At 61.6% G+C, this 617-nt stretch carries 1 protein-coding gene; it reads right to left on the bottom strand.

What is annotated here, in order from left to right; translation table 11 throughout:
* Nucleotides 1–28: 28 nt before the first annotated feature.
* Nucleotides 29–617: Tn3 family transposase (locus tag AC58EF_RS28595; RefSeq protein ID WP_017503833.1), on the bottom strand; the 589-nt coding region annotated here is incomplete at its 5' end.

Below are 617 nucleotides of genomic sequence, written 5' to 3'. Positions count from 1 at the left end.
GGGGGCGTTTGCGGGAGGGGGCGGAATCCTACGCTAAGGATTTGGGCCAGCGATATTCCCCGGTTAGATTGATGTGTTCCCATCCCAACGGCGAGACGTGGGCGAGTAGATCAGGCGCGATATGGGTACCGCTGGCGGCCCGGGTATTGACGACCTCGCCGAGCTTCATGGTGTTCCAGAATATGATGATGGCGGCGAGCAGGTTCATTCCGGCGATGCGATAGTGCTGGCCTTCGCCGGATCGATCCCGGATTTCACCTCGGCGGTGGAAGCTGATGGCGCGCTTTAGGGCGTGGTGGGCCTCACCCTTGTTGAGGCCGATCTGAGCCTGGCGCTGGAGGCCGGCATCAAGAATCCAGTCGATCATGAACAGGGTTCGCTCGATGCGGCCCACCTCTCGCAATGCGAGGGCCAGCTCATTCTGGCGCGGGTAAGAGGCGAGCTTGCGAAGAATCTGGCTGGGGGCGACGATCCCCGCTGCGATCGTCGCCATGATGCGCAGGATGTCGGGCCAGTTGCGCTCGATGAGCGGTTCATTGATCTTACCTCCGACCAGCGCTCGCACATTGGCCGGCGTCGCGTTGGGCGTGAAGGCATAGAGTCTTTTCTGAGGGAGA

The organism is Sphingobium sp. WR1 (assembly GCF_059693745.1).
This window is presented reverse-complemented; position numbering and strand designations above follow the sequence as displayed.